This window comes from Ruegeria sp. BHSC223, from assembly GCF_059613025.1.
Window position 1 is genome coordinate 108483 of the sequence record NZ_JBXWRR010000009.1, and the last position, 25723, is coordinate 134205.

Annotated in this window: 25 protein-coding genes; 11 read left to right on the forward strand and 14 right to left on the reverse strand. The window is 63.9% G+C overall.

Annotation, left to right across the window (positions count from 1 at the left end):
* Positions 1 to 58: 58 nt before the first annotated feature.
* The gene (locus AC2FNY_RS14650) at positions 59 to 415 is read left to right on the forward strand and encodes a hypothetical protein (RefSeq protein WP_234136268.1); all 357 of its coding nucleotides are present in this window, start codon (positions 59 to 61) and stop codon (positions 413 to 415) included.
* An 11-nt stretch (positions 416 to 426) separates the two neighbouring features.
* Here AC2FNY_RS14650 and ilvN read toward each other — a convergent pair whose 3' ends face one another.
* Both ilvN and AC2FNY_RS14660 read right to left on the reverse strand, forming a co-directional pair.
* Entirely contained in the window at positions 427 to 987 is a 561-nt protein-coding gene (ilvN, locus tag AC2FNY_RS14655) for an acetolactate synthase small subunit (protein ID WP_011048284.1), read from the reverse strand.
* Between the two features lie 68 nt (positions 988 to 1055).
* A complete protein-coding gene (locus AC2FNY_RS14660) occupies positions 1056 to 2807 on the reverse strand; it encodes an acetolactate synthase 3 large subunit (RefSeq protein ID WP_234172424.1) in 1752 nt (583 codons plus the stop codon).
* 407 nt (positions 2808 to 3214) lie between these two features.
* Here AC2FNY_RS14660 and AC2FNY_RS14665 point away from each other — a divergent pair, with 407 nt between their 5' ends.
* Positions 3215 to 4063, forward strand: coding sequence for a HalD/BesD family halogenase (locus AC2FNY_RS14665; RefSeq protein WP_496802904.1), 849 nt, complete (start codon positions 3215 to 3217; stop codon positions 4061 to 4063).
* Between the two features lie 23 nt (positions 4064 to 4086).
* Here AC2FNY_RS14665 and AC2FNY_RS14670 read toward each other — a convergent pair whose 3' ends face one another.
* Together AC2FNY_RS14670 and AC2FNY_RS14675 are read right to left on the reverse strand one after the other, a co-directional pair.
* A complete protein-coding gene (locus AC2FNY_RS14670) occupies positions 4087 to 4737 on the reverse strand; it encodes a response regulator transcription factor (protein WP_234145428.1) in 651 nt (216 codons plus the stop codon).
* Positions 4734 to 6167, reverse strand: coding sequence for a cache domain-containing protein (locus tag AC2FNY_RS14675; protein WP_496802905.1), 1434 nt, complete (start codon positions 6165 to 6167; stop codon positions 4734 to 4736). Before AC2FNY_RS14675 ends, AC2FNY_RS14670 begins: the two co-directional genes overlap by 4 nt.
* Before the next feature lie 260 nt (positions 6168 to 6427).
* Between AC2FNY_RS14675 and AC2FNY_RS14680 the strand changes: the two genes are divergently transcribed.
* The 3 genes from AC2FNY_RS14680 to AC2FNY_RS14690 all read left to right on the forward strand — a co-directional run bounded on the left by AC2FNY_RS14680 (position 6428) and on the right by AC2FNY_RS14690 (position 10926).
* On the forward strand, positions 6428 to 7513 hold the full coding sequence (locus AC2FNY_RS14680; RefSeq protein WP_496802906.1) for a TRAP transporter substrate-binding protein: 1086 nt from the start codon (positions 6428 to 6430) through the stop codon (positions 7511 to 7513).
* Between the two features lie 114 nt (positions 7514 to 7627).
* Positions 7628 to 8554: a TRAP transporter small permease subunit gene (locus AC2FNY_RS14685; RefSeq protein ID WP_234136275.1), complete on the forward strand. Its 927-nt coding sequence runs from the start codon at positions 7628 to 7630 to the stop codon at positions 8552 to 8554.
* Positions 8555 to 8571: 17 nt separating this feature from the next.
* Entirely contained in the window at positions 8572 to 10926 is a 2355-nt protein-coding gene (locus AC2FNY_RS14690) for a TRAP transporter large permease subunit (RefSeq protein ID WP_496802907.1), read from the forward strand.
* A gap of 211 nt (positions 10927 to 11137) precedes the next feature.
* Here AC2FNY_RS14690 and AC2FNY_RS14695 read toward each other — a convergent pair whose 3' ends face one another.
* The 4 genes from AC2FNY_RS14695 to AC2FNY_RS14710 form a co-directional block, all read right to left on the reverse strand.
* Entirely contained in the window at positions 11138 to 11959 is an 822-nt protein-coding gene (locus AC2FNY_RS14695; RefSeq protein ID WP_234136277.1) for an arginyltransferase, read from the reverse strand.
* A gap of 73 nt (positions 11960 to 12032) precedes the next feature.
* A complete protein-coding gene (locus AC2FNY_RS14700) occupies positions 12033 to 12470 on the reverse strand; it encodes an RDD family protein (protein ID WP_234136278.1) in 438 nt (145 codons plus the stop codon).
* A gap of 56 nt (positions 12471 to 12526) precedes the next feature.
* Positions 12527 to 12952, reverse strand: a complete 426-nt coding sequence (locus AC2FNY_RS14705) for a DUF2852 domain-containing protein (protein WP_234136279.1) — start codon at positions 12950 to 12952, stop codon at positions 12527 to 12529.
* Positions 12953 to 13308: 356 nt separating this feature from the next.
* On the reverse strand, positions 13309 to 13782 hold the full coding sequence (locus AC2FNY_RS14710; RefSeq protein ID WP_496802908.1) for a YbaK/EbsC family protein: 474 nt from the start codon (positions 13780 to 13782) through the stop codon (positions 13309 to 13311).
* 82 nt (positions 13783 to 13864) lie between these two features.
* Here AC2FNY_RS14710 and AC2FNY_RS14715 point away from each other — a divergent pair, with 82 nt between their 5' ends.
* From AC2FNY_RS14715 to AC2FNY_RS14735, 5 genes are all read left to right on the forward strand, one after another.
* Positions 13865 to 16666 (forward strand): [protein-PII] uridylyltransferase family protein, encoded by a 2802-nt coding sequence (locus tag AC2FNY_RS14715; RefSeq protein ID WP_496802909.1) that lies wholly within the window; start codon positions 13865 to 13867, stop codon positions 16664 to 16666.
* On the forward strand, positions 16650 to 16925 hold the full coding sequence (locus AC2FNY_RS14720; protein ID WP_234136282.1) for a hypothetical protein: 276 nt from the start codon (positions 16650 to 16652) through the stop codon (positions 16923 to 16925). The genes AC2FNY_RS14715 and AC2FNY_RS14720 overlap by 17 nt, the downstream gene beginning before the upstream one ends.
* Before the next feature lie 127 nt (positions 16926 to 17052).
* A complete protein-coding gene (locus AC2FNY_RS14725) occupies positions 17053 to 17835 on the forward strand; it encodes a DUF6778 family protein (protein ID WP_496802910.1) in 783 nt (260 codons plus the stop codon).
* 39 nt (positions 17836 to 17874) lie between these two features.
* Positions 17875 to 19086, forward strand: coding sequence for an RSP_2647 family RNA methyltransferase (locus tag AC2FNY_RS14730; protein ID WP_496802911.1), 1212 nt, complete (start codon positions 17875 to 17877; stop codon positions 19084 to 19086).
* Positions 19083 to 19637, forward strand: a complete 555-nt coding sequence (locus AC2FNY_RS14735) for an RSP_2648 family PIN domain-containing protein (protein WP_496802912.1) — start codon at positions 19083 to 19085, stop codon at positions 19635 to 19637. Before AC2FNY_RS14730 ends, AC2FNY_RS14735 begins: the two co-directional genes overlap by 4 nt.
* Here AC2FNY_RS14735 and AC2FNY_RS14740 read toward each other — a convergent pair.
* Entirely contained in the window at positions 19629 to 20612 is a 984-nt protein-coding gene (locus AC2FNY_RS14740) for an LLM class flavin-dependent oxidoreductase (protein WP_234176034.1), read from the reverse strand. The genes AC2FNY_RS14735 and AC2FNY_RS14740 overlap by 9 nt on opposite strands.
* Before the next feature lie 18 nt (positions 20613 to 20630).
* Entirely contained in the window at positions 20631 to 21317 is a 687-nt protein-coding gene (locus AC2FNY_RS14745; RefSeq protein WP_234145440.1) for a M48 family metalloprotease, read from the reverse strand.
* A gap of 241 nt (positions 21318 to 21558) precedes the next feature.
* On the opposite strand from AC2FNY_RS14745, the gene AC2FNY_RS14750 reads away from it, so the two are divergent.
* A complete protein-coding gene (locus AC2FNY_RS14750) occupies positions 21559 to 21750 on the forward strand; it encodes a hypothetical protein (RefSeq protein ID WP_234136287.1) in 192 nt (63 codons plus the stop codon).
* A 35-nt stretch (positions 21751 to 21785) separates the two neighbouring features.
* Here the strand turns inward: AC2FNY_RS14750 and AC2FNY_RS14755 are convergent, their stop codons facing one another.
* The 4 genes from AC2FNY_RS14755 to AC2FNY_RS14770 form a co-directional block, all read right to left on the reverse strand.
* Positions 21786 to 22970 carry a vWA domain-containing protein gene (locus AC2FNY_RS14755; protein ID WP_234162376.1) on the reverse strand — a complete coding sequence of 395 codons (1185 nt, stop codon included), beginning with the start codon at positions 22968 to 22970 and terminating at the stop codon, positions 21786 to 21788.
* A 4-nt stretch (positions 22971 to 22974) separates the two neighbouring features.
* Positions 22975 to 23142 (reverse strand): hypothetical protein, encoded by a 168-nt coding sequence (locus AC2FNY_RS14760; protein WP_011048221.1) that lies wholly within the window; start codon positions 23140 to 23142, stop codon positions 22975 to 22977.
* A 6-nt stretch (positions 23143 to 23148) separates the two neighbouring features.
* Positions 23149 to 24558 carry a DUF2927 domain-containing protein gene (locus AC2FNY_RS14765; RefSeq protein WP_496802913.1) on the reverse strand — a complete coding sequence of 470 codons (1410 nt, stop codon included), beginning with the start codon at positions 24556 to 24558 and terminating at the stop codon, positions 23149 to 23151.
* A gap of 204 nt (positions 24559 to 24762) precedes the next feature.
* On the reverse strand, positions 24763 to 25608 hold the full coding sequence (locus tag AC2FNY_RS14770) for an AAA family ATPase (protein ID WP_234136290.1): 846 nt from the start codon (positions 25606 to 25608) through the stop codon (positions 24763 to 24765).
* Positions 25609 to 25723: the final 115 nt, after the last annotated feature.

Genomic DNA, 25723 nt, shown 5'->3' on the forward strand with positions numbered 1-25723 from the left:
CATGTTTGAGTCGTGTTAATTCGCTCAATCTAAAGAAAATAGATCATTGGGACGGGATATGCTTGGTGTAGTACTCTGGAGCGACAGGGATGATCAAAAAGCGGTCATCTGGTGTGAGGATCATGGCGACCTCGCATTTTATCGGAAAACGGATGCGCAGGCATCGGTTAGCCTGGATGTGGGGGACTGGGTCCAGTTTGATCTGGTGACCGAGCGCAAGCAGCGTTTAGCTCTCAACCCGCGCCTGATCGATCAGGGAAGCTATCGCGGCTTGCCCGACCTGTTGCGCACTACTGGGGAAGAGAAAGCTGGCAATACAGCCCCGGATAGGTCGGTTGCCAAGGTGATCCCGTTCGCAGGCTTTGCCCTGCGCAAGCGTGACAGGCAGGCCGAAGGCGAAGCCTGCCACGCCTGATCGGCTGACAATCAGTCGCCGCGCAGGAGCGCTGCCACTCCTGTTCGTGCGATCTCGGCCAGGCCCAGTGGTCGCATCAGATCGGCGAAGGCGTCGATCTTTTCTGGTGCGCCGGTGATTTCGAAGACAAAGCTCGACAGGGTGCTGTCGACCACGTTGGCGCGGAAGATATCCGCCAGCCGCAGTGCCTCGACCCGCTTGTCGCCGCTGCCCACCACCTTGAGCATCGCCAGTTCGCGCTCGACCGAGCGCCCCTCGACCGTCAGGTCATGCACGTCGCGGACCGAGACGATCCGGCCCAGCTGCGCCTTGATCTGCTCGATCACCTGTGGCGTGCCGGTGGTGACGATGGTGATACGGCTCAGATGGCCGGTGTGATCCACCTCGGCGACGGTCAGGCTTTCGATGTTGTAGCCGCGTCCCGAGAACAGGCCGATGACGCGGGCCAGCACACCGGGCTCGTTCTCGACCAGAAGGGCGATGGTGTGCCGTTCGGCCACGTCCGAGAAGGTCGGGCGCAGGTTATAGGCGGAATGGCTGCTGGAGCCTTTCTTGATGTGTAGGGCAGACATATGCGTCCCTTTCAGAGTGGAGAGTACCGGTCGCACAGGGCGCGACCGACAAAATTCGCAGGATTTTGTCAGACCAGAACCGCGCCGCCGGCCTGGATGACACCTTGGGTTTCAGCGTCGCCCAGAAGCATCTCGTTATGCGCCTTGCCCGAGGGGATCATCGGGAAGCAGTTTTCGTGCTTTTCGACAAGGCAATCGAAGATCACCGGCCCGTCATGGTTGATCATCTCCATGATCGCGTCATCCAGATCGGCGGGGTCCTTGCACAGGATGCCCTTGGCGCCAAAGGCCTCGGCCAGTTTCACGAAATCGGGCAGCGCTTCGGACCAGGATTGCGAATAGCGCTCGCCATGCAAGAGCTCCTGCCACTGGCGCACCATGCCCAGACGTTCATTGTTCAGAATGAACTGCTTGACCGGCAGGCGGTACTGCACGGCGGTGCCCATCTCCTGCATGTTCATCAGCCAGCTTGCCTCGCCCGCCACGTTGATCACCAGCGCGTCCGGATGCGCGATCTGCACCCCGATCGAGGCCGGCGTACCGTAACCCATGGTGCCCAGGCCACCGGAGGTCATCCAGCGGTTCGGATCCTCAAAGCCCAGATATTGCGCCGCCCACATCTGGTGCTGGCCCACTTCGGTACACACGTAGCGGTCACGCCCCTTGGTCAGCGCCTCCAGACGCTCCAGCGCGTATTGCGGCTTGATGGTCTTTTCCGACGGCTTGTAGGTCAGGCAGTTCACCTTGCGCCATTCGGTTATCTGGGCCTGCCATTTCTGCACCGCCTCGGCATTTGTCTTGCGCCCGCGCGCCTTCCAGACCTTCAGGATGTCTTCCAGCACATGGCCCACATCGCCGACGATGGGGATATCGACCCGGATCACCTTGTTGATCGAACTGGGGTCGATGTCGATATGAGCCTTCTTCGATTTCGGGCTGAACGCGTCGATGCGGCCGGTGATCCGGTCGTCGAAGCGGGCGCCGATATTGATCATCAGGTCACAGCCATGCATGGCCATGTTCGCCTCGTAAAGCCCGTGCATGCCCAGCATGCCCAGCCAGTTCTTGCCCGAGGCGGGATAGGCGCCCAGACCCATCAGGGTCGAGGTGATGGGAAAGCCGGTCGCATCCACCAGCTCGCGCAAGAGCTGGCTGGCAGCGGGGCCGGAATTGATCACGCCGCCGCCGGTATAGAACACCGGGCGCTTGGCCTTTTCGATGGCCGCGACCAGTTCGGTGATCTCTTCCATGTCGCCCTTGACCGGCGGGTTGTAATGGGTCTCGAGCCCCTTGGGGCCCTGATACTTGCCGGTCGCGAACTGAACGTCCTTGGGGATGTCGATCAGGACCGGACCGGGCCGGCCCGAGGTCGCCACATGGAATCCCTCGTGGATGGTCTTGGCCAGCTTGTCGGTATCCTTGACCAGCCAGTTATGCTTGGTGCAGGGACGGGTGATGCCAACGGTGTCGGCCTCCTGGAACGCGTCCGAGCCGATCATGAAGGTCGGCACCTGGCCGGTGAGGACCACGATCGGGATCGAGTCGAGCAGCGCGTCGGTCAGGCCCGTCACCGCATTGGTGGCGCCGGGACCCGAGGTCACTAGCACAACGCCGGGCTTGCCGGTCGAGCGGGCATAGCCCTCGGCCGCGTGCACCGCGCCCTGTTCGTGCCGCACCAGAATGTGGCGAATGTCGTTTTGCAGAAAGATCTCGTCATAGATCGGCAGCACGGCGCCGCCCGGATAGCCGAATACCGTGTCCACGCCCTGATCCTTGAGGGCCTGGACCACCATCTTTGCGCCGGTCATCTCACGTGTCATCTGCTTTGCTCCATTGGCGACATGCGTCTTCTCGTTTCAGCATAAAAAAAGCCCCCGAACTTTCGGAGGCGCATGGGTTCGATTATGGCTTACCGTTACCGGCCCATGCGCGTTGTTCCTACGATTACGACTAGCGCGGTCATTCCCAGCGGCTCCTTCATGCTTGGCGGGGACATTATGGGCGAGGGCAGGGGGCGTCAACACTCAATCGGGTCGAAAACCTGTCGCTGCGAGCAGTTTTGGCGACATTTTGTTGCGCGGAATGCCGCAGGGCGGGACATTTCCGCGAATTTGACCCTTCGTCGCGTGACGGAACTGATCCATTGGCGGCGCGCGATGCCGGAAACAGGCCAGAAATCCGCGACTCGTTTACCGACCCTGTAGGGGCGGCAAAGCAGGAGGACGCGATGGAATTGCATGATTTGATCGATCTGGGGCGCTATCCGATCGACCGGCCCGATGCGCCGGCCTATGCGGACTTGCTGGCCGATCTCAGACGCGAAATCGCCGAGGACGGTTGCGCGGTGCTGCCGGGCTTTGCCCATCCGGCCGGCGTGGCGCGGCTGGTGGCCGAGGCCGATGCGGTGGCGCATCTGGGGCATCGCTCCTTCAGCCGCACCAATGTCTACTTCTCGCAGGACGACCCGAACCTGCCCGCCAACCACCCGGTTCGGCAGTTCTTCGACCGCTCGAACGCCTTCGTGCCGGCCGATAATTTCCCACCCGACAGACCGCTGCGCCGGATCTATGAGGCCGGGCCCTTCATGCCCTTCATCCGTGACGTGCTGGGTGAGCCGGAGAACAGGTTCTTTCGCTATGACGACCCGCTGGCGGATGTAATCGTAAACGCGGTCGAAACGGGGCAGGGGTTCCCCTGGCATTTCGACACCAACAATTTCACGGTCACGCTGGCGATCCAGAACGGCAGCGCGGGTGGCGCGTTTGAATATGTGCCCGACCTGCGGACGGCGAGCGACGAGAATTTCGAGGGCGTGGCCGAGGTATTGGCGGGCGCCCGCGACCGGGTTCGGGTGCTGGACCTGCAACCGGGTGATTTGCAGATCTTCAAGGGCCGATACGCGCTGCATCGGGTCGCCCCGGTCGAGGGGCCGCGACGGCGTTATGTGGGTATCTTCTCGTTTGTCGAGACCGAGGGGATGTGCGGTGGGGTCGAACGGACGCGGCAGCTGTATGGCAGGGTGCTGCCCCGGCATCACCAGCGCGCGGGATTGCGCGCAGACGCGTTGCGGGACTGACCCGAGCCGCTGCCGCTGCCGGGTCAGAGACCGACGCCGGTGCCTTGCAGCACGCCGTGTTCCAGCGCATAGCGGGTCAGCCCGGCGGTCGAGGAAATGCCGAGCTTGCGCTTGATGTTCTTGCGGTGGGTTTCCACCGTGCGCACCGAGATATCGAGCGCGATGGCCACTTCCTTGTTCGACTTGCCCTGCGCCAATTGCAGCAGGATGGTCTGTTCGCGCCCGGTCAGCGCCTCGCGCGCCTCCTCGCCCTCCTTTGGCTCCAGCGAGCCCTTGGCGCCGGTGCACAGATACCGCTCGCCCCGCATCACCGCGTCGATGGCCTGCTTGATCTCTTCGGTCGGCACGTCCTTGAGCACATAGCCCATGGCGCCATGGCTGAGCGCGGTGGAGATATATTCGGGGCTGTCATGCATGGACAGGATCAGGATGCGGGTATCGGGCATCTGTTCCAGCAGGATCTCGGTTGCGCCCAGCCCGCCGAGACCGGGCATGTTCAGATCCATCAGGATCACATCGGGCAGCAGCGCCAGCGCGCGGCCCACCGCCTCGCGCCCGTCGCCCACGGTGCCGATCACCTGAATGTCGTCATAGCTTTCGAGAATGGCCTGAATGCCTTCGGCCACCATCGGGTGATCGTCGACGATCAGAACGCGGACGGGGGTGTCGGTCATGGCAGGGCCTTTCTCTTCGACGCCGGCTCCTCCTGGGGCGGCAACAGGTGGCTCAGCGGCAGGCTCACCTCGATCACGGTGCCGGTTTGCGCGCCGCGGGATGACAGGATGCGCAGGCTGCCGTCAAGCTGTTCGATCCGTTCCTGCATGTTGCGCAGGCCAAGGCCGGGGCCGGGTTTGCCCGGGGTCGAGCGGATGCCGCGGCCATTGTCCGAGATGCGCATGGTGGCGCCCTTCTTGTGACCGCGCAGGTCGATCGAGACCCGGGTGGCACCCGAATGACGCTCGATATTGGTCAGCGCCTCCTGGGCGATGCGGTAGAGCGCGATCTTGCTGTTGTGATCCAGCCGGTTGCGGAACACCACGGTGGTGAAATCGGTCGCGATGCCGGTGCGCTCGCGGAAATCGTCGGTCAGCGATTTCAATGCCGGACCAAGGCCCAGATCGTCGAGCACGCCGGGGCGCAGGTCGCGGCTGATGCGGCGCACCTCGGTGATCGCGATGCCGAGGTTCTCGATCCCCTTGTCCAACGGCGGTTCGGCGCCGTCATGATCGCCGCGTGCCAGCCGGCGACGAGCATTGTCCAGCGCATAGCGCACCCCCACCAGGATCTGGCTGATGCCATCATGCAACTCGCGCGCCACCCGCCCGCGCTCTTCCTCTTGCGCGTCGAACACCCGCTGCGTCAGCTCCTTGAGCTTGGCATCGGCCAGCCGGCGTTCGCGGATGTTCAGAACCATGCCCGAGCCGAACACGATCAACAGCGCCGCCAGCGCGATGGCGCCGATATAGACAAAGGTGCGGCGGACGCGGGCCTCTGTCTCGGCCCGGGCCGCGGCGACGGAGGCCAGCACATCGTCGATGAACACGCCAGTGCCCACCGCCCAGCGCCAGTCCTGAAGGCCCACCACATAGGCCACCATCTGCGCCTCTTCCCCGGTCGAGGGTTTCTCCCACATGAAGGAGTGCCAGCCCGCGCCCTGCCGGGCGAGGCGGATGAACTCGTCCACAACCGGTACGCCCTTGCTGTCGGTCAACCCCTCCCAGTTGCGGTTGATGAATTCGGTCTGGCGCGGGCTGACCAGGTTCTTGCCCTCGTAATCGTAGACGAAAAAGAACCCGTCCTGTCCGTAGATCATCGCCGCCAGCATCTGCGCCACCCGGGTCTTGGCCTCGGCATCGTCGGGGGCGGCGGGGCCATAGATATGGGCAAACCCGTTGCGCGCCTGGGTGACGTAGTTGCGCAGCTCGGCCTTCTTGGCCTGCAACAGCTGCCGCTCCAGCGCTTGGATCTCGCGTTCGGCCAGGGTGCGCGCCTGATAAGCCACCAGCGCCGCGATGGCGGCCACCGCCACCACAAGCGGCAGGGTCGCCAGAAGCGAGATCTTCTGGGCGTAGTTGGGGCGGATCAGGTTGCGCAGGCGGTGCATGGCGAATCGATACGCAAAACCGGCGGCAAAATCAAAGCATGCGATCAAGTCGTGACCGGCCGCCACGCACTTGTGTGGTCGCGCAGTGCCCGAAAAACAGTGGATTTCTAGGTCAGTGGCCGCATTTTTCCGCGCCGCTACGTAGTACTAGGTATTCACAGAGCGGATCATCGCTCGTTACCCTTGCGCCACTGGAAACGATCCGCCCACCGGGATGACCCGGCGGGCGTCCATGACTTGCAAGGGGAGGAAATACTCTTATGGATCGTCGTTCTTTTCTGAAAACCTCGGCCATGGGCGGTGCAGCCGCTGCCGCCACCACCGCTCTGGCCGCTCCGGCCTATGCGCAGGGCAAGCGCACCCTGACCATGGTCACCACCTGGGGCCGCGGCCTGGCCGGTGTGCATGATTCGGCACAGCGCGTCGCCGACAACATCACCGCCATGTCCGATGGCAACCTGACCGTGGACCTGAAGGCCGCCGGCGAACTGGTGGGCGCGTTCGAAGTGTTCGACGCCGTCTCCTCGGGCCAGGCCGACATGTATCACGGCGCCGACTATTACTTCGTCGGTCAGCACCCGGGCTATGCGTTCTTCACCGCCGTGCCCTTTGGCATGACCGCGCAGGAACTGGTGAACTGGTACTATCACGATGGCGGCCACGAGCTGCATGACGAGCTGGGCCAGATCTTTGGCCTGAAATCCTTCCTGGCCGGCAACACCGGCGCGCAGGCGGGCGGCTGGTTCTCGAAAGAGATCAATGGCCCCGAGGATTTCAATGGCCTGAAGTTCCGGATGCCTGGCCTGGGCGGCAAGGCGCTGGGCAAGCTGGGCGCAAGCGTGCAGAACATTCCGGGTTCGGAAGTGTACCAGGCGCTGTCCTCGGGTGCCATCGACGGCACCGAGTGGATCGGCCCCTGGGCGGACGAAAAGGCCGGCTTCCAGGAGATCACCAAGACATATTACACCGCGGGCTTCCACGAGCCGGGCGCAGGTCTGTCGGTGGCAACCAACCGCGAAGTGTTCGAGAGCCTGAGCCCCGCGCATCAGAAGATCATCGAGGTTGCGGCGGGCGAGTGCCACCAGTGGAACCTGGCACAGTTCCTGTCCAACAACGGCTCGGCGCTGCAGCGCCTGCAAGCCGGTGGCGTCAAGGTCCTGGAATTCCCCGACAGCGTCTGGGATGCCTTCGGCAAGGCGAGCCAGGAAGTCATGGCCGAGAACATGGGCGACGAGCTGTTCAAGAAGATCCACGACAGCGCCATGGCGTCGATGAAATCCTCGTCGGCCTGGCTGAACATGTCGTCGGGCGTCTACACCGCACAGCGCGACCGCGTTCTGGGCTGATCCCGCCAAGCGGCCAATACCGGACCCCCGCCCCAGGGCGGGGGGCCTACGCTTTGCCAGGACCTTGCGGCGCTGTTCCGCAGGACGATCCGGCACTCCTGAATCGGGGACATCATGCAGGACGATAACGGTATCTCCTTTTTCGGCGCCCTGTGGAACGGTCTGATCTGGCTGTTTCAGAACATCGCCGAGGCATTCTATAATTTCGGCTACGCGGTCACCCATCCACAGCTCTGGCTGGACTGGTCCGACAAGGCCTCGATCATGCGCTTTGTCTATTATGGCGGCTCGGTCGAGTTCTTCTTCGTGGTCTTCACCTTCGTTCTGGTCCTCACCGCGATCGGAATGTATTTCCGCTCGTTCATGTGGTTGATGGTGCGCGGGCTCGAAGGTTTCGCCAACACGGTCGGGCGCTTCTTTGCCTGGGCGGGCCTGCTGATGGTGCTGCAACAGATCATCATCGTGTTCATGCAGCGCGTTTTTGCACGGCCCGATCTGTCCTTTGGCTTTGGCATCCCGGTGACGCTCGACGTCAGCTGGTGGTCCGAAGAGCTGAAGCTTTACAACGCCATGGTTGTCTGCCTTTGCGCCACCTACACGTTCGTGCAGGGCGGTCATGTCCGCGTCGACCTGATTTATTCCGGCCTCAGCCACCGTGGAAAGCGGGTGGTGGACATGGCCGGATCGCTTCTGTTCATGATGCCCGTGGCAGTGGTGACCTGGCTTTACGGCTGGTACTTTCTGTGGCGGCACCTGATCGTGCCGAACCCTTCGGCCAGCGACCAGCTTGACCGCCTGCTGATGAAATCTCGGGCGCTACGCTGGAACGTGGAGACCATCGGGTTCAGTCCCAACGGGTTCAACGGGTATTTCCTGTTCAAGATCCTGCTGATCACGTTCGCCGCCATGGTGTTCATCCACGCAGTCGCCTTTTTCTACCGCTCATGGCTCGAATTCGTCGAAGGCGAAAGCAGCGCGGGTAAATATCTCGACAAGGATACTCTTGGCGAGGGCGAAGAGGCCTATGAAGGCACGCATTAAGAATAGGAACCGGGAACATGCTATTCGGTCTTGATGGCGTCGAAATCGGCCTCATTATCGTCTTTCTCTGTCTCTTCGGAGGCATCCTGTCGGGATTTCCGGTGGCCTTTGCCATCGGCGGCGCCGGCATCATCTCATTCGGTATCATCGCCGCGCTGGACAGCGCGGGGCTGTTGATCCACCAGGCTATCGACACCTCGTCGCAGGCCTATAACGATCTGATCGGCTCCGGGGTCAAACCGGATGTGATCTCGATCTTCCGATACCCCGAATTGCCACGGGTTGCCGAACATGTGTTCCAGGGTGGCTGGCAGACGGCGATGGACCGCAACGTCTCCTTCATCGTGAACCGGATGAACGAGCGGGTGCTGGCGGGCCAGTCCATCGAGACGCTGCTGGCGGTGCTGATGTTCGTGCTGATGGGCATCACGCTGGAGCGTTCGAAGATCGCCAACGATCTGCTGACCACCATGGCGCGCGTCTTTGGCCCGCTGCCCGGCGGTCTGGCGGTGTCGATCGTGGTCGTGGGCGCGTTTCTGGCCGCTTCGACCGGGATCGTCGGCGCGACCGTGGTGACCATGGGCCTGCTGGCCCTGCCCACCATGCTGCGCAACAACTACTCGCCGGAACTGGCGACCGGTGTGATCGCGGCGAGCGGCACATTGGGGCAGATCATTCCGCCCTCGATCGTGATCGTTCTGCTGGGCACGCTGGCGGGCGATCTCTATTCGACCGCGCAGGAGACGCGCGCCATCGAGGCGGGTTGTACCGACGCGCTGACCTATCTGGGCGAACCGGCAGTGGTGTCAGTCGGCACCCTCTTCCAAGCAGCGCTGCTGCCTGGCATTTTGCTGGCGCTGCTCTATGCGCTCTATGCCTTTGGCTATGCGCTTCTGAACCCCGAGAAAGCGCCGGCCGTGGCGATGGGGGGAGGCACTGGCGAGCCGATCACCCGCGCCGAGGGCTTTACCTGGCTGCTGGGGGCACCGGTGGCGCTGATCGCCGGGGTCTTGCTGCTGGGCAGTCTTGGTGTCGTGGGCAGTCAGGATGTGACCGTTTCGACCTTTTCGGACAGTTCCAAGAGCGCCAGCCTGCGCACCAATGTGGGCCCTGACTGCAAGGCCTCGATGATCGCGCTGCACGGGCAGGAAGCCTGGGACGCGGCCGTCGCCGAACAGGAATCGATCGACGCCGCAGGTGGGGTGCAGGAATCGCACCGCCTGACTGACGAGGAGATCGCCGAGGCCCGAGCCTCCAAAATTGCGAATGCCGCGCCGATCGGCACCGGTGTCGCGGTGATCGTCGTGCTGCTGGGTCTGACGCTGGTGGTGGGCCGGGGCATCGCGCCCTCGCGTGATCCGAAACCGCTGCTCGTTGGCGGGCTGGGTCTGGTCCTGATGCTGCTGGCCGACATCCTGTTCATCGGACCGCTGACCTCTCCCGGTGTGACAGTGCTTATCCTGCTCTTACCATTGGCGCTGGCGCTTTACGGCTGCAAGGAGGCGGCGATCCGCTGCACCGGCAATGATCTGATCCGGGTGGTGTTCCCGCCGCTGGTGCTGATCATCGCGGTGCTGGGCTCGATCCTGGGCGGTGTGACCAACCCGACCCCGGCGGCGGCGCTGGGCGCGGGCGGGGCGATCATGCTGGCGGCCTATCGCAAGCTGCGCGATGAGGGCCGGTCGGGAAAGGTGATCATCTGGTCCACCTTTGCCATCATCATCTGCCTGCTGATCGGGGTGAATTTCGACCTGCGCATCAATCAGGACGGTGTCAGCGTCGAAACCTGGATCGCCTTTGTCTTCGCCTATGCGACCTATATCTATGCGCTGGGCGGGCTGCTGTTCGGCTGCTGGGTGCTGTTTGCCGGCGGTGTCCTGTCACCGATCGTGCGTGAGACGGCCAAGGTGACCTCGATGGTGTTCACCATCCTGATCGGCTCGCAGCTGCTGAACCTGGTGGTGATCAGCTTTGGTGGCGAGCATTACATCCAGCAATTCCTGAAGAGCTTTGACAACGAGTTCACGGTGTTCTTGATCGTGATGCTGGTGCTCTTCGTGCTGGGTTTCGTGCTCGATTTCCTTGAGATCATCTATATCGTGATCCCGATCGTGGGGCCGGTGATCTATGGCGGGTCGTTCGATCCGAAATGGGTGACCATCATGGTGGCGGTGAACCTGCAGACCTCGTTCCTGACGCCGCCCTTCGGCTTTGCCCTGTTCTATCTGCGGGGCGTGGCGCCGAAGGAGGTGACCACGGGCCATATCTATCGCGGTATCGTGCCTTTCGTGATCATCCAGGTGGTCGGGATCGCGATCTTGTGGAGCTTCCCCTCGATCGTGACCATCGTTCCGTCGCTGATCCCGAACTGATCGGAGTTTATCAAATGGAAAAGGGGGCCTTCGGGCCCCCTTTGCTTTTTGAGTTTCGGTCAAGGGGCGCTGCCCCTTCTTGCCCCTTTGGGGCAATTCATCCCCGGGATATTTCGGGCAAGAGGAACAAGCGGTACCGAGGCGCGTGAATTAGCGGACATTTCCCGCAGTCGGCGAAACCATTTTGTCGTTGGGAAGACCCGCTACGCGTTCAGTCGCGGGTAGGCATGCGGTCGGGCAACTGGATATTAGCTACCTGTTCGGCAATCGGGTCTGTGGAAAGCGGATGTCGGATGACGTCATGCGCATCCGGGTTCGTCATCGGTTGCCAGCTTCCGCCCAAATAGATTTCAAGCCCCGAGAAGCGGGCCTTGTATCCCATCTTGGGGCTACGAGGCACCCAGTAGCCAAGGTAGACATAAGGCAGCCCCGCTTCGCGGGCGATGTCGATATGATCGAGGATCATGTGAGTGCCAAGCGAAGCACGGTGCAGGTCGGGGTCATAGAAGGAATAGACCATGCTGAGACCATCATCTAGCACATCGGTCAGGCTGACTGCAGTGAGCGCTCGGGTCTCGCGATGGGCGTATTCGATAACCCGGCTGCGGATCGGCGTTTCTTCGATCATTGCGGCGAATTCGAACACGTCCATGTCCGCCATGCCGCCATCGGCATGACGACTGTCCAGATAGCGGCGGAACAGGTCATATTGCTCGTCAGTCGCCCAGGGCGAAGTGGCGCGTCTGGTCAGGTGCGCATTTCGGCGCAGGGCGCGTTTCTGGCTGCGGCTGGCGCGAAAGGCCGACACGTTGATCCGGGCCGAAAGACAGGCGGCGCAATCGGTGCAGGACGGGCGGTAGAGGACATTCTGAGACCGGCGAAAGCCCTGTTGCGACAGCGCATTGTTCAGTTGTTCGGCGCCTTCACCTTGCAAAGCAGTGAATAGCTTTCGTTCCATCCTGTCCGCAAGATACGGACAGGGTTGCGGAGCGGTCACATAAAATTGTGGTGCGATTGGCAGGCTGTGGCGCATGGGGTTCTCGTTGATTTCGGATTGGATGATAACAATCCATCAAGGACCCGCCAAGTGACCAAAATCACAAGAGTTAAGCATAGGCCCGACGATTCAGCGCCACGGTCCCCAGTACCGCGTCGGTCAGCCCCTGAGAGCGAGCGCCGGTCAGCATCATCAGGATCGAGATCACCTGAAGCAATGGCAGTGCCATGCTGACGGTGTAGCCAGCGGTATGGGCCAGCGCCTGACCGCCGTTCAGATGAGCGCCATGGGCGTCGCGCAGCTCGATCCCGACAAAGCGCATGCCCCAGGTGGCCGAGCCGCCAGCAATCGTGGCGACACGATAGACGAAACCCACGATCAGATAGAGCAGGGGCCAGACAAAGGCGCCGACAAAAGCGGTGAGCAACACCACGACCAAGCTGAGCATCAGGATCACGCAGGTGTCGAACACCCAGGCAAAAAAGCGTTTGGCCGGGATGCTTTGATAGAATTCCGGCTGATGGTCGGGATGGGGAAGGTGGGTCATCGGGGCAGGGTCCGTGTCATGGGATGGCCGCCCCGTGAGGGGGCGGCCGGTTGGGTTCAGGCGTCGGCGTCGTTCTTGTCGTCGCGGGCCGTACGGGCGCGCTCGTCCATGAAATCGTCGAACTCGGCCTTATCCTTGGCCTCGCGCAGGCGGTGCAGGAACGCCTCGAAATCGGCCTGCTCGCGTTCCAGGCGGGCCAGCGTATCGGCCTTGTAGGCGTCAAAGGCGCTGTTGCCGGTGGTCGACATCGCCCGCATGCCATGATGGCTCCAGGCTTTGCGGCGGGTGCAGGATTTGCTGAACATGCGTTTGCTCCAGATCATATAGGCGAGAAGGGCGAGGCCAAGGGGCCAGAAGAAGATGAATCCAAGGACCATTGCGGCGATCCAGGCGCCTTTGCCCTTGCTGTCCAGCCAGGCTTCGCTTCGATGTAGCCAACCCGGATTTGACGGGGCGGCGACGGGGTCGGTCATCATGGTCATTTTGGGTCTCCAGATCAGTTGATGTGAATGTCTTTCACATTACTCATTTGGGGCGGCGTGACGGGGAATGCAAGAGGGGATGTGAAAAAGATTTACATTCTGATTTTGGCGAGTGACTTTCAGCAACGCAATCTTGGGTTGCGCTTCGCGCGAAAATCAGATTTGCTATTACTTTAGTGAAATCCGCCTCTCAGAAAGTAAATTGGAAGCTTTATGCCGACATCGGGTGCGAACAGGTTTGGCCAGGACGTGTTGCAGCGGGACGACCGGATGTCGCCAGGGTGGTGGATTTTGCCCAGTGCGCTATTGGGGGCTTGTTTCTGGGCGGTTCTGATCAGCCAGGCGCTGCCGCTGATCTAACCCGATTTCACGAAATTCGCGATGTGTGCACTGGTCAGGTCATGCAGCTGACCGGGTGCGATGGCAAAGACATGCCGGGGCGTACCTGCCGCGGCCCAAACTACAGGAAAGTCCATCAGTGCGGGATCCAGGAAACAGGTGATCGGCGACAAATGCCCCACCGGCGCAACACCGCCGATGGCAAAGCCGGTTTTCTGCCGCACCGTATCGGCATCGGTGCGTGTCAGCGGCGTGCCGAACAGGGCGGTGGCGGCTTCTGGGTCGACCTGATTGCCTCCTGCGGTCAGAAACAATGCTAGCGCATCGCCCTCGCGCGCCTGAAAGATGATCGACTTGACGATCTGGTTCAGCGCGCAGCCGACAGCGGCGGCGGCGTCTTCGGCGGTCCGGGCGTTGCCGGTCTCGCGGATTTCGGTGGCGATCTGCGCGGCCTCAAGTGCGGCGCGGACCCGTTTCAGGCTCTTGCTCATGGCGCATGAACTGCCCGCACTGGTGGCAAAGGTCAAGTTTTGACGCATTGACGGCGGCTGGGGCGGCTGCGCTATTTGGCGCATGACCACACGCCTAGCCATTACCCGACTCCCCCGTGCCTATGACCCCGAACTGGGGGCAGAGGCGCGTGCCCTGCTGCCCGAACTGGGGGGTGATCTGGCCGATCTTGTCGCCGGTGCGGGGGGCACCAGCCCCTATCTGATGGGGCTGATGCGGGCCGAGGCCGCATGGCTGGCGCCCGCGCTCGAGGATGCCGATGCGGCGGTGGCCACCGAACTGACCGCAGCCCGCGCGTTGCCGCCCGATCAGCTCAAACCCGGTTTGCGACAGGCCAAGCGGCGACTGGCGCTGTTGACCGCGCTGGCCGATCTGGCGGGCGCCTGGCCGCTGGAGAAGGTGACCGCGCTGCTCACCGATTTCGGCGCGCTGGCCGCCGATCTGGCCGCCAAGGCCGAGATCGCCGCCCTGATCCGGCGCGGCAAGCTGCCGGGCCAGACCGAGGCGGATGTGGAGACCGCCGCCGGGATGGTGATCCTGGCCATGGGCAAGATGGGCGCGCATGAGCTGAACTACAGCTCGGATATCGACCTGATCGTGCTGTTTGACGAAACCCGCTATGAGCCCGACGATTTCTTTGAGGCGCGTCAGGGCATGGTGCGTGCCACCCGCAACTTCTGCGCCACGCTCAGCGACAAGACCGCCGATGGCTATGTATTCCGCACCGATCTGCGGCTGCGCCCCGATCCGGCGGTCACCCCGGTCTGTCTGGCGATGGAGGCGGCGGAACATTATTACGAAAGCCTTGGCCGCACCTGGGAGCGTGCCGCCTATATCAAGGCGCGGCCCTGCGCGGGCGATCTGGCGGCGGGGGGGCGGTTTCTGGAAACCCTGCGCCCCTTTGTCTGGCGGCGGCATCTGGATTTCGCCGCCATCCAGGACGCCCATGACATGCGCCTGCGCATTCGCGAGAACAAGGGCACCGGCGGCGCCCTGACCATTCCGGGCCATGACATGAAGCTGGGCCGGGGCGGCATTCGCGAGATCGAGTTCTTTACCCAGACCCGGCAGCTGATCGCGGGCGGGCGCGACCGTGACCTGCGCCTGCGCGGCACGGTCGAGGGGCTGGCGGCCCTGGCGGCCAAGGGCTGGGTGCCATCCGAGGTGGCCGAGGCGCTGACCCGCCACTACCGCGCCCATCGCGAGGTCGAACACCGCATCCAGATGGTGCATGACGCCCAGACCCACCGCATTCCGCAGACCGAAGAGGGTATCGCTCGCGTCGCCTGCCTGATGGGGATCGACGCCGCAGACCTGCGCGCCGACCTGACCCGGCGCCTGACCGAGGTGCATGGGCTGACCGAGGATTTCTTTGCCCCCGATAGCGCCGCCGCCCCGGCGCCCGCCCTGCCGGCAGAGGTGGTGTTCGACGACAACGTGCTGTCGCGCTGGCCCACCTATCCGGCGCTGCGCTCGCAGCGGGGGCGGCGCATCTTCGAGCGGCTGAAGCCCGAATTGCTGGCGCGGCTGGCGCGCACCGCCAAACCGGACGAGGCGCTGCTGGCGCTTGACGGGTTCCTGGCCGGGTTGCCCGCCGGGGTGCAGCTGTTTTCCCTGTTCGAGGCCAATCCGCAACTGATCGACCTGTTGGTCGATATCGTCGGTACCAGCCATGCGCTGGCGACCTTCCTGTCGCGCAATGCATCGGTCTTTGACGCGGTGATCGGCGGCTCGTTCTTCGATGACTGGCCGGGCGGGGCAGCGCTGCGCGCCGATCTGGCCGAACGCCTGGCCGCCGAGGACGATTACGAGGCCCGGCTCGACATGGCGCGGCGCTGGACCAAGGAATGGCATTTCCGCATCGGCGTGCACCATCTGCGCGGGCTGATCGACGGCGCCCGCGCCGGTGCGCAATATGCCGAACTGGCCGAGGCAGTGATCTCGGCGCTGTTCCCGGTGGTCGAGGCGCAATTTGCCCGCAAACACGGCACGCCGCCCGGACGCGGCGCCACGGTGCTGGGCATGGGCTCGCTGGGGGCGGGGCGGATCAATGCGCAATCCGACCTTGACCTGATCGTGATCTATGACCCCGAAGACGCCGAAGGCTCGGACGGGCCGCGCCCGCTGGCGACCCGGCCCTATTATGCAAGGCTCACGCAGGCGCTGATCACCGCGCTGACCGCGCCGATGTCGCAGGGCAAGCTGTACGAGGTCGACATGCGCCTGCGCCCCTCTGGCACCCAGGGGCCGGTGGCGACCAGCTGGACCAGCTTTACCGAATATCAGCTGAACGAGGCCTGGGTGTGGGAGCATCTTGCGCTGACCCGCGCCCGCCCGGTGGCGGGTTCAGAGGCACTGGGCGCGGATATCGAGCGGTTCCGGCAAGAGCTTCTGAACCGCCCTGCCGACCGGGACAAGGTGCTGCGCGAGGTGGCCGAGATGCGCGCCCGGCTGGCGGCGGCGAAACAGCCCGCCGGAGTGTGGGATGCCAAGACCGGGCCGGGCCGGATGCTGGATATCGAACTGGTGGCCCAGACCGGCGCGCTGTTGTCGGGCAGCGCCGCGCGCGATGTGGCGCAGGGCCTACAAGGTGCGGTCGCCGCTGGATGGCTGGATGTCGCGGATGCGCAGTCGCTGACCCGTGCCTATGACCTATGCTGGTCGGTACAGACGGCGGCGCGGCTGCTGTCGGGCGAGATGATCGACGCGGAGCGGATCGGCGAGGGCGGCGCGGCCTTCCTCTGCCGCAGCACCGGGTTCGAGGACATGGCGGCGCTGGAGGCGGCGCTGGAGACAACATATGCCGAGGCGGCGGCGCTGATTGGTGCCGCGGTGGGAGGACCAGAGGATGCCGAAGACGGGTGACCCGCATGACCCCAAGGGTTTGATCTACGAGGCCTACAGGATCGAGGGGATCACGGCCCCCGAATGCCGCACCATCTTCCTTGACTGGGCGCTCAGCCTGCCGGTGGGTACAGACCAGCGCGACGCGTTGGCGGACCTGCACGGGCGCTATGGGGCCGAGGCGCCCGATCATCCCATGACCGCCGTCATGCAGGACGGGCTGAGCGCCGAACAGGCGCCCCGCCGACGTGGCGGATGGCGTAGCCGACCCAGAAACTGAGTGATCCCGGATCGGAAACAATCTCTGAAACGTACGGAATTTGTCGCAAAGTTGCCCTAATTGCGGGGCAAATTCTCCTCAAACGGGTGCGGCTGTGGGAGTCGGAACCCGAAAATGGAGAAGAGACATGAAAACCATGCGGATGATCCTGCTTGCCGGTCTGGGCCTGTCGGTTGCGGCCTGCACGGCCGTCGATGTCCCGACCCGGAACGCCCCTTACGAGCGATTGCCGACCACGTCGATTACGGCTCCGGCGGGGTATGACCTGCTGCAACCGGAAAGCCGGGTCCAGTCAACCGCGGCGGTGGGGCAGGTGGTGATCCCGCATGCCGACATCGACACCGTTGCGCGCGCAGCGACGCAAGAGCCGGGAGTTGGCGGCTTGGTTGCAGGGCAGGCGCCCGTGACCATCAACTCGGTCACCGTATTGGTGCCTCGCTCGCTGAAAGTATCCGAGCGCAACAGCTATCTGCCGCGCGGCGACATCGTGTGGCGCGAGGATCCGATCGGCGACCGTCACGCCCAGGTTCAGAAGATCGTGCAGGACGCGATGGTGCGTGGCGTCAGCCCGCTGAGCGGCCCGGTCAAGGCCGATCTGGAAATCGTCGTCAAGCGGTTCCACGCCTTGACCGAAAAGGCGCGCTATACCACCGGTGGCGTGCACGCGATCACCTTTGACATCACCCTCAAGGATCCGGCCACCGGCGCGCAGCTGATGCCGCCGCGTGAGGTGCGCGCCGATCTCGAGGCCTTTGGCGGCCAGCAGGCGATCAACGCCGAGGCCCGCGGTCAGACCCAAAAGGTCCGCATCACCGACCACCTGACATGGGTGATCCAGCAAGAGTTGACCAACCCCGAAGGCTACGAGAACGCCTCGTTGGGCATCATCCAGGTGATGAATCGTCTCTGACACTTCCCAGCCAACGGGAATGAGATTAAGAGGGCGCTCATGACAGCGCCCTCTGACGTTTTTGACCGTCCCCGCATCCGCCTGAAGCCCAAGGCAAACGCCCGTGCCATCCGTCACGGCGCGCCTTGGGTGTTCGACAACGAGGTGGTCACCGACCGCCGCACCCGCAAAATCGCACCGGGCACCGTGGCGGTGCTCGAGGATGACAACCGCGCGCCCCTGGGGCTGGTGGCGGTCAATCCCGGCTCGCGCATCCTGGCCCGGATGCTGGACCGCGATCCGGACGCGGTGCTTGATGCCGCCTGGTTCGAGGCGCGGCTGACCCGGGCGCTGGCACTGCGCGAACGCCTGTTTGACGCGCCCTTTTACCGGCTCGTTCATGCCGAGGCCGATGGCTTCCCAGGTGTGATCATCGACCGGTTCGGCGACGCCTGCGTGATCCAGCCCAATGCCGCCTGGGCCGAGGCGCATCTGGAGCTGCTGAGCGCGGCACTGATCAAGGTGACCGGCGTAAACACGGTTCTGAAGAATGCTTCGGGCCGGACGCGGTCTCTCGAAGGGCTGGATAACAAGAACGCGGTGCTGGCGGGGGCGGCGCCAGTGGCGCCGGTTCCTGTGCCGATGAATGGGGCGACCTATATGGCCGATCTGACCGGTGGCCAGAAAACCGGCCTGTTCTTCGACCAGCGCCCCAACCATGCCTTTGCCCAGCGGCTGGCGGGGCAGGGTGCGCGGGTGCTCGACGTGTTTTCCCATGTGGGCGGCTTTGCGCTGGCGATGCTGGCCGGCGGCGCTGGCAGCGCGCTGGCGGTCGATGGCTCGGCCCCGGCGCTGGCCTTGGCCGAACAGGGGGCGCTGGCCTCGGGTCTGGCCGGGCGGTTCGGGACGCGGCAGGGCGATGCGTTCGACGTGTTGACCGCGCTGGCCGAGGAAGGCGAGACATTCGACGTGGTGATCTGCGATCCGCCCGCCTTTGCGCCCTCGAAACAGGCGCTGGACGCAGGCCTGCGCGCTTATGAACGGGTGGCGCGGCTGGCTGCGGCGCTGGTGCGACCGGGTGGCTATCTGGGTCTCTGCTCCTGCTCGCATGCCGCCGACCTGTCGCGGTTCCGCGAGGCCAGCGTGCGCGGCATCGGCCGCGCCGGGCGCAGCGCGCAGCTGATCCATACCGGCTTTGCCGGGCCGGATCATCCGCAATTGCCGCAACTGGCCGAGAGCGGCTATCTCAAGGCGGTGTTCTTCCGGCTGTGAAAGCGGTGCTCGACACTTGCGTGATCTATCCCACGGTCATGCGCGAGATGCTGCTGGGTGCGGCGCGGCTGGGGCATTTCACCCCGCTCTGGTCGGCCCGCGTTTTGGAGGAATGGGCGCGTGCGGCGGTCAAGCTGGGACCGGCGGGCGAGGCGCAGGCGCGCGCCGAGATCGCCCTGACCCGCGCCGCCTGGCCCAGGGCCGAGCTGCCGCCCGCGCCCGGTGTCGAGGCACGGCTGTGGCTGCCCGATCCGGCGGATATCCATGTGCTGGCCACGGCCATCGCCGGATCTGCGGATGTGATCGTGACCCTCAACCGGGCCGATTTCCCGCGCAACATCCTGGCCGAGGAAGGGCTGGAGCGGATCGACCCGGATGCGTTCCTTTTGCAGTTTTTCAAAGATGACCCGGACAATATGGCCCTCATGGCCGAAAAAGTGCTGGATGAGGCCAACCGTCTGTCGGGCGAGACATGGACGATCCGCAGTCTGATGAAAAAGGCGCGGCTGCCTCGGCTGGGCAAGGCGCTGGAACACCACCGCTCAGAGTGAGCGCAGGATCCCGGCCGCGATTTCGAACGAACGTTTGCGCGCGGTGTGATCGTGAATTTGCCCGGTCAGGATCACTTCGTCGGGCTGATAACGGTCGATGATGCGGGTCAGATCGGCGCGCACCGTCTCGGGGCTGCCCACCGCCGAAACGCTGAGCGCGGCATTCACCCCGGCCAGCGTGGCGCGATCCAGATGCGCGGCGATATCGTCAACCGGCGTCGGCAGTTTGCCGGGCCGCCCCAGCCTGAGCCGGGCAAAGGCCTGTTGCATGGTGGTGCGCAGGCGTACCCCTTCAGCGTCGGTTTCGGCGGCAAAGACATTGATCGCCATCATCGCATGGGGGTGATCCAGATAGACCGAGGGGCGGAAGCTGCGGCGATAGATCTCCAGCGCCTCCTCCAGCGCCTGAGGCGCGAAATGCGAGGCAAAGGCATATGGCAGGCCCAGTTGAGCCGCCAGTTGCGCGCCATAGAGGCTGGACCCCAGGATCCACACCGGCACATGGGTGTTCTGGCCGGGAAAGGCGCGCACCCGTGCCTCTGGATCCTCGGGGCCAAGAAAGCCGATCAGGTCGATCACATCCTGAGGGAAACTGTCCTGTTGTGACAGACCCCGGCGCAAGGCGCGGGCGGTCGCCATATCGGTCCCGGGCGCCCGCCCCAGCCCTAGGTCGATGCGGTCGCCATAGAGCGACGCCAGCGTGCCAAAGGCCTCGGCCACCATGTAAGGCGCATGATTGGGCAGCATGATGCCGCCCGCGCCGATCCGCATGGACTTGGTCCGGCTGGCGATATGGCCGATCAGCACCGCGGTTGCGGCGCTGGCGATGCCGGGCATGTTGTGATGCTCGGCCAGCCAGTAGCGGTGATACCCCAGCGCCTCGGCATGCGCGGCCAGATCGCCGCTGTTGGCCAGCGCCTGGGGAATATCGCTGCCCTCGGGCACCGGGGCAAGGTCGAGCAGGGAATAGAGCATGCGGGTCGGTCCTGAGGATCAATGCGCCTGCCAGCGCGCTTCGAGCCGGTCAAGCGCGGCGATGCGCTCGGCGGTTTTGGGATGACTGAGCAGCCATGCGGGCGCCACCCCGGCGCGCTGGGCAGTGAGCGCGTCAAGCTTGTGAAACAGCGCCTTTTGCGGCGCCACGCCGATACCCGCCTTGGTCAGCAGGGCGGCGGCATAGGCGTCGGCCTCATATTCATCGGCGCGGCTTAGTCGCGCGGCAAGCAGGGTGGTCAGCATATTGGCGATCCAGACCCCGAAGAAGGGGATGAACCGGCCCAGCAGCATGGCCAGCGCGGTGCGCATGGCGTTCTGGCCGGAAAAGTCGATCATCCGGCGCCGCGAATGGCCCAGCGCCACATGCCCCAGCTCATGCGCAATGACCGAGGTCAGCTCTTCGCCGGTAACCTCGCCGCTTTGATATTTGCGGTAGAAGCCGCGTGTGATGAAGATGCGCCCGTCAGGCGCGGCCAACCCGTTGACCGGGTCGATTTCATAGATATGCACCGGCACCCGCGCCACGCCCAGCGCCGCCGCCAGCCGGTCGGTCAGCCGTTTCAGCGCCGGGTCGGCCAGCTCGGTCGAGCGGGCATCCAGCTCGCGCCGGGTCCGCCAGGCCGAGAAATGGTACATCGCAAAGGCGTAGAGAACCGCCAGCAGGATCGGGGTGACGCGCAACATGGATCAGATATGGGGCGTTCCGGCGACGGGGGCAAGCGGCAAGCCGCCGATGACGGGTCGGCCCGGTGGGCAGGGCGCCATCCTGGGCAGAGTTCTGCCCCCGCATCCGGCACCGCAGACAGGGTTTCCGCCGGTTTAGCCGCGTCCCTATTGTGGCGCTTGTCGGTTCGGGCCGTGCGCGCCTAGCGTGCCACTGGCGGCCCGATGCAGCCGCACATCTTGATGCGAGGAACCACGAGCGATGACGACCAGATTGACCCTTTTGATTGCCTTTGCGCTTCCGCTGATGGGCTGTTCCGAGCCTGAGCCCGAGCCGGTTCAGATCCTTGAAGCCCCCTCGTTCGACAAACTGGGCAATCCGGTCTGTCCCGAAGGCTATAGCCTGTCCACCACCGAGACCGGCGAACCGGTTTGTGCCGGGGTCGTGTACTGAACGCATGAAGCCGCTGGCCGCCGCGCAGCTGGTGGTCAGCGGGTCAGCACCCGCATGCCCTGTTCCAGCCCCGACAGGGTCATCGGCACCATACGGTCCTCGAATATCTCGCGGATCATGCCGATCGAATGGGTATAGTCCCAGTATTTCTCGGGCACCGGGTTGATCCAGAGGTTGCTGGCCCATTGCTCGCGCGCGCGTGCCAGCCAGACCTGGCCCGCCTCCTGGTTCCAATGCTCGTTGGCACCGCCGGGATAGGCGATTTCGTAGGGGCTCATCGAGGCATCGCCCACGAAGATGCATTTGTAATCGGGCCCATAGGTGCGCAGCACCTCATGGGTGGGGATCTGCGCATCCCAGCGGCGACGGTTGTCGCGCCAGACGCCTTCGTAGAGGCAATTGTGAAAGTAGTAATATTCCAGATGCTTAAACTCGGCACGCGCCGCCGAAAACAGCTCTTCCACCACCTTCACATGCGGGTCCATCGAGCCGCCCACATCGAGGAACAGCACCACCTTGACCGCGTTATGCCGTTCGGGGCGTTCCTTGACGTCCAGATAGCCGTGTTCGGCGGTGGCGCGGATGGTGCCATCCAGGTCCAGTTCCATCGCCGCGCCCTCGCGCGCCCAGCGGCGCAGCCGTTTCAGCGCCACCTTGATGTTGCGGGTGCCCAGTTCGACCGTGTCGTCGAGATTCTTGAACTCGCGCTTGTCCCAGACCTTGACTGCGCGCTGGTGGCGGCTTTCCTTCTGGCCGATCCGCACCCCTTCGGGGTTGTAGCCATAGGCGCCAAAGGGCGAGGTGCCGGCGGTGCCGATCCACTTGTTGCCGCCCTGGTGGCGGCCCTGTTGTTCCTTGAGCCGCTCGCGCAGCGTCTCCATCAGCTTGTCGAACCCGCCCAGCGCCTCGATCTCGGCCTTTTCCTCGGGCGACAGGTGTTTCTCGGCCATCTTCTCCAGCCAGTCGGCGGGGATGTCCACGGCCTCCATCACCTGCTCAAAGGTGATCTCTTCTAGTCCCTTGAAACTGGCGGCAAAGGCGCGGTCGAACTTGTCGATATTGCGCTCGTCCTTCACCATCGAGACGCGGGCCAGGTAATAGAAGGCCTCGACATCGTAGGTCGCCAGCCCCTTTTTCATGCCTTCGAGAAAGGTCAGGTATTCGCGCAGCGACACCGGCACCCCGGCTTTGCGCAAATTCTCGAAAAAGGGCAGGAACATCGGCTCAGACCATCAGACGGTGGATCACCAATGTTGCTATCATCCCGAGGAGCGCGAAGGCAATCGCGTAGCCCGCAGCATATTGCGCGATATCCGCGGTTGTGCCGTTACGTCGCTTGGCGGTCAGCCCGCCAAGCAAGGCGCCGAACAGCGCCGCTGCGATGACAATCATGCGTTCTTACCCGCCCAGTGCGTTGCGGGGGTTCAGGGCCGCGATCTCCTGCATCTTGGCCCGAACCGCCCAGTCCGAGCCGAACCCGTACCGCGCCCAGCCGACACTGTCCAGCCGCAGGTCGCGGGCCGCGTCGGTTTTGCCCAACAGGGTCAGCGCCTCGGCCTCGAGCATCATGAGGGTGGCCAGCAGCGCGGCATTCTCGGCCCGAGCGGCGACGTCACGCATCGGGCGCAACTGGGCCAGCGCCCCGGCACCATCGCCGCGCGAGATGGCAAAGGCGGCGGTCTGGGTGGTCACATAGGCCTGATGCAGCCGGGTGCCCGGTGTCGATTGCAAGACCTGCATCGCGGTCAGGAAATGCCGCTGTGCCAGATCGGGATCGGCGGTTTGCAGCATCCGGCCAAGCATGTAGTGGCCAAAGGCGCGGCGCTGATCCACCCAGCCCCAGGACTGGGCCATCTGCGCGGCTCGGTTGGCGGCGTCAAGCCGGGCCTGATAGGCCGTTCCGGGGCCAAGCGCGGCCTGTACCTGGTCGATCCAGGCGCGCGGGGTCGACACGACCGGTTGCGCGGCAACAGTGACGCCGCGCGGGTTGAGCCGACCCAGCAGGTCGGGCAGCACCGCGGCGACCTGCGCCTGGCTCATGCCGCTGCGCAGTTCCGGCGCATAGGTGGCACGCAGCACCAGCATGTCGAACCCGGTCAGGATGGTGTGGATATTGTCGTCGTTGAACACCGAATCCGGCAGGCGGTAGAGGTCGTTGAGCGGCCCGATTGCCTGCGCCAGCTCTTCGTGCAGGCAGTCGCGCAATTCCTGCGGGCTGCTGTCATAGGGCACGAAGATGCCAAGTCGCTCGCGCTTGCGCAGGTTGGCCCAATTGGTCTTGTCCTTGCGGCGGTCACGACGGAATTCGGCCAGGCTCGACACGTTGGGAACCACGAAACAGGCGGCATGGGGCAGGGCGCGGCCGATCTCCTCGCGGCTGACGGCCTCGATGGTGATATTGGCGCTGGCGTCGCTGACCTGACGGATGTCGATCCCGGCCTCACCGCGCAGGCGCCCCAGCAGCCGGGTCAGGTCCGGTTGCAGGCTTGCGGGCGGCGAGCCGGTCACGCGCACGGTGATCGGGGTCTCGAACCGGGTAAACACCGGCAGGTCGCGCCCGCTTTCCAGCTGGAAATGCAGGGCCAGGAAATCGGCGGCGATATTGCCGTTCGATCGTTGCGGCGGCTGCACCCGTGTGGTGCCAAAGCTCTTCATCGGCTCCAGCGACAGGCCGGGCGTCTGCGCGCGGGTCGGCGTATCCTCGAGCGGGACGGTATCACAGGCAGCAAGGCCAAGGCCCGAGACCAGGGCAAGCGCCCTGACAAGCGGGCGGGAGATGGTGCGGGACAAGGCGCTTTTGACTGTCATTCTCTTACTGCTGCTCAATGATACCAAACCTGTCAATCTATTGCGCGGTGATTGGTTACCGCCGCAATAGGAACATGGTGGCATCCGCAGCCTTCTCGAAGCAAGCGCGTGAAGGCCATTTAAGGCTCTGTTTACCAATTTTTTGGAAACAAAAAGTGCGGTTCGGAACGAACCGCCCGCATTTTGTTGCTAATCTGGCCTGAATCAGCGTTTACCGCGTGCCATGAAGGCCAGCCGTTCGAACAGGTGCACATCCTGCTCGTTCTTGAGCAGCGCACCATGCAGTTTCGGCAGCGCATTGGCCCCGTCGCGGCGCAGATCCTCGGCGCTCAAATCCTCGGCCAGCAGCAGTTTCAGCCAGTCGATCACCTCGGACGTCGAAGGTTTCTTCTTCAACCCCTGCGTCTCGCGAATCTCGTAGAACTGGGTCAGAGCGGCGGTCAGCAGCGCCTCCTTGATGCCGGGGTGATGCACCTCGACGATGCGGCGCATGGTGGCCTCGTCAGGGAAACGGATATAGTGAAAGAAACAGCGCCGCAGAAACGCGTCGGGCAGTTCCTTTTCGTTGTTCGAGGTGATGATGACGATGGGGCGCTGCCGGGCGCGGATGGTCTGGCCAGTCTCGTAGACATGGAACTCCATCTTGTCGAGCTCCTGCAGCAGGTCGTTGGGAAACTCGATATCGGCCTTGTCGATCTCGTCGATCAACAGCACCACTTTCTCGTCCGCGTCAAAAGCCTGCCACAGCTTGCCCTTCTTGATGTAGTTGCTCACATCATGCACGCGCTCCTCGCCCAGCTGGCTGTCGCGCAGACGGCTGACCGCGTCATATTCATAGAGGCCCTGTTGAGCGCGGGTGGTGGATTTCACGTTCCATTCGATCATCCGCAGGCCCAGGGCGCCCGCGACCTGTTTGGCCAGCTCGGTCTTGCCGGTGCCCGGTTCGCCTTTGACCAGCAGCGGTCGCTCCAACGTCACGGCGGCGTTCACCGCGATCGTCAGATCGTCGGTGGCCACATATTCAGCGGTTCCCTGAAAACGTGCGGTCATGGCGGTCCTCGTCCTAGCGTGCTCGGCCCTGAGGTAAAGCGCGCGCTTCGCTTTGGCAAGGCGCGCCGCGGCGTCGTTGAGAAGGTTGGAAACACCCTGTTTCCACGTCAAAGAT

Bases quoted from the DNA above. Each gene is read 5' to 3' on its own strand.
- AC2FNY_RS14650 (WP_234136268.1), top strand. From the start codon at position 59: ATGCTTGGTGTAGTACTCTGGAGCGACAGGGATGATCAAAAAGCGGTC.
- ilvN (WP_011048284.1), bottom strand. From the start codon at position 987: ATGTCTGCCCTACACATCAAGAAAGGCTCCAGCAGCCATTCCGCCTAT.
- AC2FNY_RS14660 (WP_234172424.1), bottom strand. From the start codon at position 2,807: ATGACACGTGAGATGACCGGCGCAAAGATGGTGGTCCAGGCCCTCAAG.
- AC2FNY_RS14665 (WP_496802904.1), top strand. From the start codon at position 3,215: ATGGAATTGCATGATTTGATCGATCTGGGGCGCTATCCGATCGACCGG.
- AC2FNY_RS14670 (WP_234145428.1), bottom strand. From the start codon at position 4,737: ATGACCGACACCCCCGTCCGCGTTCTGATCGTCGACGATCACCCGATG.
- AC2FNY_RS14675 (WP_496802905.1), bottom strand. From the start codon at position 6,167: ATGCACCGCCTGCGCAACCTGATCCGCCCCAACTACGCCCAGAAGATC.
- AC2FNY_RS14680 (WP_496802906.1), top strand. From the start codon at position 6,428: ATGGATCGTCGTTCTTTTCTGAAAACCTCGGCCATGGGCGGTGCAGCC.
- AC2FNY_RS14685 (WP_234136275.1), top strand. From the start codon at position 7,628: ATGCAGGACGATAACGGTATCTCCTTTTTCGGCGCCCTGTGGAACGGT.
- AC2FNY_RS14690 (WP_496802907.1), top strand. From the start codon at position 8,572: ATGCTATTCGGTCTTGATGGCGTCGAAATCGGCCTCATTATCGTCTTT.
- AC2FNY_RS14695 (WP_234136277.1), bottom strand. From the start codon at position 11,959: ATGCGCCACAGCCTGCCAATCGCACCACAATTTTATGTGACCGCTCCG.
- AC2FNY_RS14700 (WP_234136278.1), bottom strand. From the start codon at position 12,470: ATGACCCACCTTCCCCATCCCGACCATCAGCCGGAATTCTATCAAAGC.
- AC2FNY_RS14705 (WP_234136279.1), bottom strand. From the start codon at position 12,952: ATGACCATGATGACCGACCCCGTCGCCGCCCCGTCAAATCCGGGTTGG.
- AC2FNY_RS14710 (WP_496802908.1), bottom strand. From the start codon at position 13,782: ATGAGCAAGAGCCTGAAACGGGTCCGCGCCGCACTTGAGGCCGCGCAG.
- AC2FNY_RS14715 (WP_496802909.1), top strand. From the start codon at position 13,865: ATGACCACACGCCTAGCCATTACCCGACTCCCCCGTGCCTATGACCCC.
- AC2FNY_RS14720 (WP_234136282.1), top strand. From the start codon at position 16,650: ATGCCGAAGACGGGTGACCCGCATGACCCCAAGGGTTTGATCTACGAG.
- AC2FNY_RS14725 (WP_496802910.1), top strand. From the start codon at position 17,053: ATGAAAACCATGCGGATGATCCTGCTTGCCGGTCTGGGCCTGTCGGTT.
- AC2FNY_RS14730 (WP_496802911.1), top strand. From the start codon at position 17,875: ATGACAGCGCCCTCTGACGTTTTTGACCGTCCCCGCATCCGCCTGAAG.
- AC2FNY_RS14740 (WP_234176034.1), bottom strand. From the start codon at position 20,612: ATGCTCTATTCCCTGCTCGACCTTGCCCCGGTGCCCGAGGGCAGCGAT.
- AC2FNY_RS14745 (WP_234145440.1), bottom strand. From the start codon at position 21,317: ATGTTGCGCGTCACCCCGATCCTGCTGGCGGTTCTCTACGCCTTTGCG.
- AC2FNY_RS14750 (WP_234136287.1), top strand. From the start codon at position 21,559: ATGACGACCAGATTGACCCTTTTGATTGCCTTTGCGCTTCCGCTGATG.
- AC2FNY_RS14755 (WP_234162376.1), bottom strand. From the start codon at position 22,970: ATGTTCCTGCCCTTTTTCGAGAATTTGCGCAAAGCCGGGGTGCCGGTG.
- AC2FNY_RS14760 (WP_011048221.1), bottom strand. From the start codon at position 23,142: ATGATTGTCATCGCAGCGGCGCTGTTCGGCGCCTTGCTTGGCGGGCTG.
- AC2FNY_RS14765 (WP_496802913.1), bottom strand. From the start codon at position 24,558: ATGACAGTCAAAAGCGCCTTGTCCCGCACCATCTCCCGCCCGCTTGTC.
- AC2FNY_RS14770 (WP_234136290.1), bottom strand. From the start codon at position 25,608: ATGACCGCACGTTTTCAGGGAACCGCTGAATATGTGGCCACCGACGAT.